Genomic DNA, 6094 nt, shown 5'->3' on the forward strand with positions numbered 1-6094 from the left:
CAGCACGGCCAACGCGCCAACTGTCTTTCAGGGACGCGAAGCCTGTTCGATGCGCTGTTCAATCGCACCAAAAATGCTGACGCCGTCACGGTCCAGCATCTCAATGTGCACCACATCACCAAAACTCATGAACGGTGTCGACGGCTTGCCGTCACGCAGGGTTTCGACCGTGCGCTGTTCGGCGAAGCAGGACGCGCCCAGTGCGGTGTCTTCATTGGCGATGGTGCCCGAGCCGACGACGGCACCTGCAGTCAGCGGACGGGTCTTGGCCGCGTGCGCAACCAGCTGGGCGAAGTTGAACTGCATGTCCACGCCGGCTTCCGGCGCGCCGAACCACTTGCCATTGATGTGGGTGACCAGCGGCAGGTGCAGCTTGCTGTCCTGCCACGCAGCGCCCAGCTCGTCCGGGGTAACGAACACCGGGCTCAGCGCCGAGCGCGGCTTGGACTGCAGGAAGCCGAAGCCCTTGGCCAGTTCGCCCGGGATCAGGTTGCGCAGGCTGACGTCATTGACCAGGCCAACCAACTGGATGTGACCGGCAGCCTGCTCCGGCGTCACCGCCATCGGTACGTCGTCGGTGATGATCACGATCTCGGCTTCCAGATCGATGCCGTAGTCCTCGCTGATCACCTTCACTGCATCGCGCGGGCCGTAGAAGCCGGCGCTGGTGGCCTGGTACATCAGCGGATCGGTATAGAAGCTTTCCGGCACTTCGGCACCGCGCGCCTTGCGCACCCGCGCCACGTGCGGCAGGTAGGCGCTGCCATCGACGAATTCGTAGGCGCGCGGCAGCGGCGCGGCCAGCGCCTGCATGTCCACGGCAAACTCGCCTTCCACGGCGCCGGCATTGAGCTGCTCGGACAGCGCGTTCAGTCGCGGCGCCAGATTCGACCAGTCTTCCAGCGCCTGCTGCAGGGTGGCGGCAATGCCAGCGGCCCGCACCGCACGGGTCAGGTCACGCGAAACCACGATCAGGGTGCCGTCGCGGCCGCCTTCCTTCAGGGAACCAAGCTTCATGGGAGTGTCCAGTCTGCGGAGAAATAAGTTTCAATTGTAATGAATAAGCCAGCTACCACCAGCCTCACCAAGCGAATGCTGAACGGGCGTTTTTGTGCCAGCCGAAACAATCCCTTAGACTATCGCGGTCTGCCAGCGGCCGTCCGTTTCCCTCAGGGATCGCCGGCGGTGCAGGATCAGCGGCCATCTGGCCCATCCGCCCGCCCGCCCCCACTCCGACGCCTATCGTCACGCATTCCAGCCAGCGCACCGCGTTGGTTGCATCCCAGATCTTGCAGCGCGGTTTACGGGAACGCTCCGAGATCAGCTGGTCTTCAATGATCAGCAACGCAAGCCCCTGCGGGCGCGCGTTCTTCATGTTTCGGAGTACTCCATGTCGTTTGAAAACCTGGGCCTTGCGCCCTTCCTGCTGCGCGCGCTCGCCGAGCAGGGCTATGAAAACCCGACCCCGATCCAGGAGCAGGCCATTCCGCTTGCGCTGGACGGCCGCGACCTGCTGGCCGGCGCCCAGACCGGTACCGGCAAGACCGCCGCGTTCGGCCTGCCGCTGCTGCAGCACCTGGCCACCTCGCCGCAGAGCGTGGGCAATGGCCCGCGTCGCCCGCGCGCCCTGGTGCTGGCACCGACCCGCGAACTGGCAACCCAGGTGCATGACAGCCTGCGTGGCTACAGCAAGTACCTGCGCATCCCCAGCGCCTGCATCTACGGCGGCGTCGGCATGGGCAACCAGCTGGACATGCTGCGCCGTGGCGTCGACCTGCTGGTCGCATGCCCGGGCCGCCTGATCGACCACCTGGAGCGTCGCAGCGTCGACCTGTCCGGCGTCGAGATCCTGGTGCTGGACGAAGCCGACCGCATGCTCGACATGGGCTTCCTGCCCTCGATCAAGCGCATCCTCGCCAAGCTGCCGCGCCAGAACCGCCAGACCCTGCTGTTCTCGGCCACCTTCGAGGACAGCATCAAGCAGCTGGCGTTGGAGTTCATGCACAACCCGGAGCAGATCCAGGTCACGCCGAAGAACACCGTCGCCGAGACCATCACCCACCGCGTGCACCCGGTGGATGGCGCGCGCAAGCGTGAACTGCTGTTGCACCTGCTGGCCAAGGACTCCCGCGTGCAGACGCTGGTGTTTGGCCGCACCAAGCACGGCTGCGACAAGCTGGCCGACTTCCTGGAGAAGTCCGGCATCAAGACCGCGGCGATCCACGGCAACAAGAGCCAGGGCCAGCGCCTGCGCGCACTGGCTGACTTCAAGGCCGGACGCGTGACCGTGCTGGTGGCCACCGATATCGCTGCCCGCGGCATCGACATCAACGAGCTGCCGAAGGTCATCAACTACGACCTGCCGATGGTGCCGGAAGATTACGTGCACCGTATCGGCCGTACCGGCCGTAACGGTTCGACCGGTGAGGCTGTCTCGCTGGTTGCCCAGGACGAAGCCAAGCTGCTGCGCCAGATCGTGCGTCTGCTCGACCGCGACATGGACATCCGTGACGTGCCGGGCTTTGAGCCGCACACCCCGATTCGCTGGGGTAACAGCGCACCGGGCAAGGCTGAGCATCCGGGCGGCCACAAGGCACCGCGTCGCGGCAACGGCGGCCATGCCGCACGCCGCCCGACCGGCGATGCACCGCGCGGCGGCCGTGGCGGCCAGCCGCAGAAGCCGGGCGGCCAGCGCAATGCCGGCAATGGCCAGCAGCGTCGTGATGCGCACCCGGGTGGTGGTCAGCGTCGTGGCGGTGGTGGCGGCCGTGGCCAGAGCCGTACCAGCGCCTGATTCCAACTTGTAGTTGGGATGAGATGAGTTGCAAAGAAAGGCCGACGCATTGCGTCGGCCTTTCTGGTTTTTGCGATGTTGAGTGGCAAGCTATTGCCGTTGACCTCGAGCAACGGCCGGAAGGGGATTAAAAGCTCCCCTCATCCGCTCCTGCGGAGCACCTTCTCCCGCAGGCGGGAGAAGGGAAGGTCCGTCATCGCCACATCGAAACTCAGACACCGTGCACGCCTCAACCAGCGGTGGCCAAGCGCGTTGGCATTGAGCTCTCATTTTGATACTTGGCTTTGGCTTTGGCTTTGGCCTTGGCCTTGGCCTTGGCTTTAGCTTTAGCTTTAGCTTTAGCTTTAGCTTTAGCTTTGGCTTTGGCTTTGGCTTTGGCTTTGGCTTTGGCTTTGGCTTTGGCAAATCCCTTCTCCCGTCTACGGGAGAAGGTGCCCCGCAGGGGCGGATGAGGGCGGCTTTGGGCTTTTGCGACAACCGCTGCATGGCCGAGAAAAGCAAAACAGCACGGTGCTGCGCACCGCTCCTCACCCCAACCCCTCTCCCGCGAACGGGAGAGGGACCCTGGTCTCAGGCGCGTTGTTACTCCCCGCGCTGACGCGGGGTACTCAGGTGGTTCGCCTGCAGCAAGGCATTGAGCAGCAAGCGCTCGGTGCCATGCCAATACTTGCGGTGCGCCGGATCGTCGGCAAACAACACCACGTTGCCACTCCCGGTCGGCACCACCTGCAGATAGCTCGAACCCGACACCCGCGCACGATTCGCATCGGACAGATAGCCATTCACCACCGGCTCGCGGTCGATGTTCACCACGTTGAGGAAGGCGTTCTTCACCGGCTCGAACACCAACCCGCCTTCCTTGTTGACCCAGATGCGCCGCTGCTGCACACCAAAACCCAGCGGATGGGTCGGGTCGATATCAGCGCTCAGGATGTTGCCGCTGACCCGGCCCAGCGCGAACACATCACGCACCGTACCGAAATCCAGACGCTCCGCCTCATCCTTCTTGTCGCCTTCGCGCAGCTTGGCTTCGGCAAGACCCTTGTCGATCGCCCAGCGCGCGCCGCTGCCATACACCACCAGCGAACCACCGGCGGCAATCCAACGCTTGAGCGCAGCCACACCGGCATCACTGACGTTTGCATAGGTACCGCCGGACAGCACGATCGAGGTGTAGCGCGCCAGATCAACGCTGGCCAGCTGCACAGGATCAAGCTTGGTCGACGGCAAGCCCAGCGAAGTATCCAGCGAGAACCAGGTCGAACCAATCTCGGTGGCGGACACACCCTCGCCCATCACCAGCGCAATGCTTGGCGTGCGCAGCACGCGCACATTGTCGCTGCCCAGGTCGATACCGCTGGCAGCGCGACCACTGGCCAAGGCGTAAACCGTGACACCGGCTTCCTGCGCACGTGCCAGCACCTTGGCCCGCAACGATTCGGCGTCCACGGCCTGGCCCGCAACTGGAATCACCACCGCACCATGACCGAACGCCACATCGCCGTTCGCCGTAGCCGCAGTGAACGGCTGGTGCGCGGTGCGCACACGCACGTTGTCGCGCAGGAGACCGCCCAGCAGGCGGAAGCTGCCAAAGTCACGTGCATCGGCCACATAGGCAAAACCCGCACGGCCTCCGCTGATACCGCCCTGTGCCGTCGGCACCGCATCCACCGCCGCACCGCTCGGCAAGGCACCACGACTACCTGCATAGCGCAGGCCATACGCCGGAGCCACTGCATACGAGGTGCCGCTGTAGAACACATCGCCCTTCACTGCCGGCGTGAACTCGAAGATCGAATGGGCGAGGCGGAACTGCGGCTGCCGCGCCGGCACCACGTAGGCCGAACCGGCCTGGAAGCGTTTGCCATCCACTTCCACATCGCGCGCCAGCGCATGCACCTCGATGCGATGCTGCAACAGTACCGCCAGCAGCTTGCGGGTCAGCGTGGCATCAGCAGCATCACCAAACACCCAGTCGTGCACCGGATAGGCAGCTGCCTGCTTCAAGGCGCTGCGGAAAAACTCCTTCTGCAGCGCGAACAGGCGATCACGGTCTTCCACCACGCCACGCACGCTGGCCAGGCCGGTAGCTACCTGGTTGCGGACGGTGAAGTTGAAATGCAGCGGGCCATTCACCGATTCCTGTACCAGGCCGCGCGAACTTGCCTGCTCCACTGTCACACCTACCGCACCGTGGAAATCCGGATAGGTCGAACCATAGATCGGCGAGAAGTTGTCGAAGTTCTCGCCGGTGTAATACAGCGAGCCAAGATCATCCAGGGCCTTGGCATGGAAACGTGCCAGCCACTTGTTCGCCTCGTACGAAGACTTGGGCAGCAGCGGGCTTTCCATGCTCTTTGGTGACGGCTCGAAGTAATAGGTGCTGTCCTTGCCCATCTCATGGAAGTCGATCTGGATATTCGGATACCAGCGATGGAACTGCGCGACTTTCGGCCAGCTGTCGGTCTGCGCCAACGCCAGCCAATCGCGGTTGAGATCGGTGAAGTAGTGATTGACGCGACCACTCGGGAACGGCTCGACGTGCTCCTTGTCGGCCGGATCAGCAGATGGCGGACGCGAACCCCAGGCGTTATGCCAGTTGGCGGCACGGTCGCGTCCATCCGGGTTCTGTGCAGGATCGATCACCACAACAGCCTGATCCAGCCAGCGCGCGGTTTCCGCATCCTGGTTGGCGGCCAGGTAGTAAGCGGTGAGCATCGCAGCTTCACCGCTGGAGGTTTCATTGCCGTGCACGCTGTAACCCAGCCAGGCCACTGCCGGTGCATCGGCGCCGGGCAAGGGCTGTGCGGGATCGATCAGCGCCTGCCGTTGTGCGGCGATCTCGGCGCTGCGCGCGTGGTTGCGTGCCGAAGTGATGGTCACCAGCAGCAGTGGGCGCTGCTCGTAACTTTGACCGATGACTTCGACCTTGACCTTGTCCGAGACCCGCGCCAGTTCGTTGAAGTAGGCCACCAGCTGATCATGCCTGGTGTATCGACTGCCGATTTCGTAGCCGAGGAACTGCTGCGGTGAAGGCACCTTCGCATCGAACTGCTGCGCGGTGGGGAAGTAGTAGCGGTTCTGGGCATGGGCCGGAGACAGGCTGATGAGTGTTGCCAGCAACAAGACTGGCAGCAGACGTTTAAAGCGGAACGACATGGGTGTAGCACTCCCCTATTGCATGAACGTTGTTGCCAAACTTCAAATTGAAAAGCGAAGCATGTAGTGGGGGGGGGGGCGGGGGGGGGGGGGGGGGGGCCCCCCCCCCCCCCCCCCCCCCCGGGGGGGGGGCCGACAGCA

4 protein-coding genes are annotated in these 6094 nt (G+C 63.9%); 1 reads left to right on the forward strand and 3 read right to left on the reverse strand.

Features of this window, described 5'->3' with window-relative positions; all coding sequences use genetic code 11:
- Positions 1-27: 27 nt before the first annotated feature.
- Positions 28-1017 carry a fumarylacetoacetate hydrolase family protein gene (locus tag AC13FW_RS18620; RefSeq protein ID WP_482990059.1) on the reverse strand — a complete coding sequence of 330 codons (990 nt, stop codon included), beginning with the start codon at positions 1015-1017 and terminating at the stop codon, positions 28-30.
- Positions 1018-1081: 64 nt separating this feature from the next.
- Positions 1082-1375 (reverse strand): hypothetical protein, encoded by a 294-nt coding sequence (locus AC13FW_RS18625; RefSeq protein ID WP_482990060.1) that lies wholly within the window; start codon positions 1373-1375, stop codon positions 1082-1084.
- A 15-nt stretch (positions 1376-1390) separates the two neighbouring features.
- On the opposite strand from AC13FW_RS18625, the gene AC13FW_RS18630 reads away from it, so the two are divergent.
- A complete protein-coding gene (locus tag AC13FW_RS18630) occupies positions 1391-2794 on the forward strand; it encodes a DEAD/DEAH box helicase (RefSeq protein WP_282266803.1) in 1404 nt (467 codons plus the stop codon).
- 582 nt (positions 2795-3376) lie between these two features.
- Here the strand turns inward: AC13FW_RS18630 and AC13FW_RS18635 are convergent.
- On the reverse strand, positions 3377-5953 hold the full coding sequence (locus AC13FW_RS18635; protein ID WP_482990061.1) for a M14 family zinc carboxypeptidase: 2577 nt from the start codon (positions 5951-5953) through the stop codon (positions 3377-3379).
- Positions 5954-6094: the final 141 nt, after the last annotated feature.

Source organism: Stenotrophomonas sp. 21LCFQ19, from assembly GCF_056861425.1.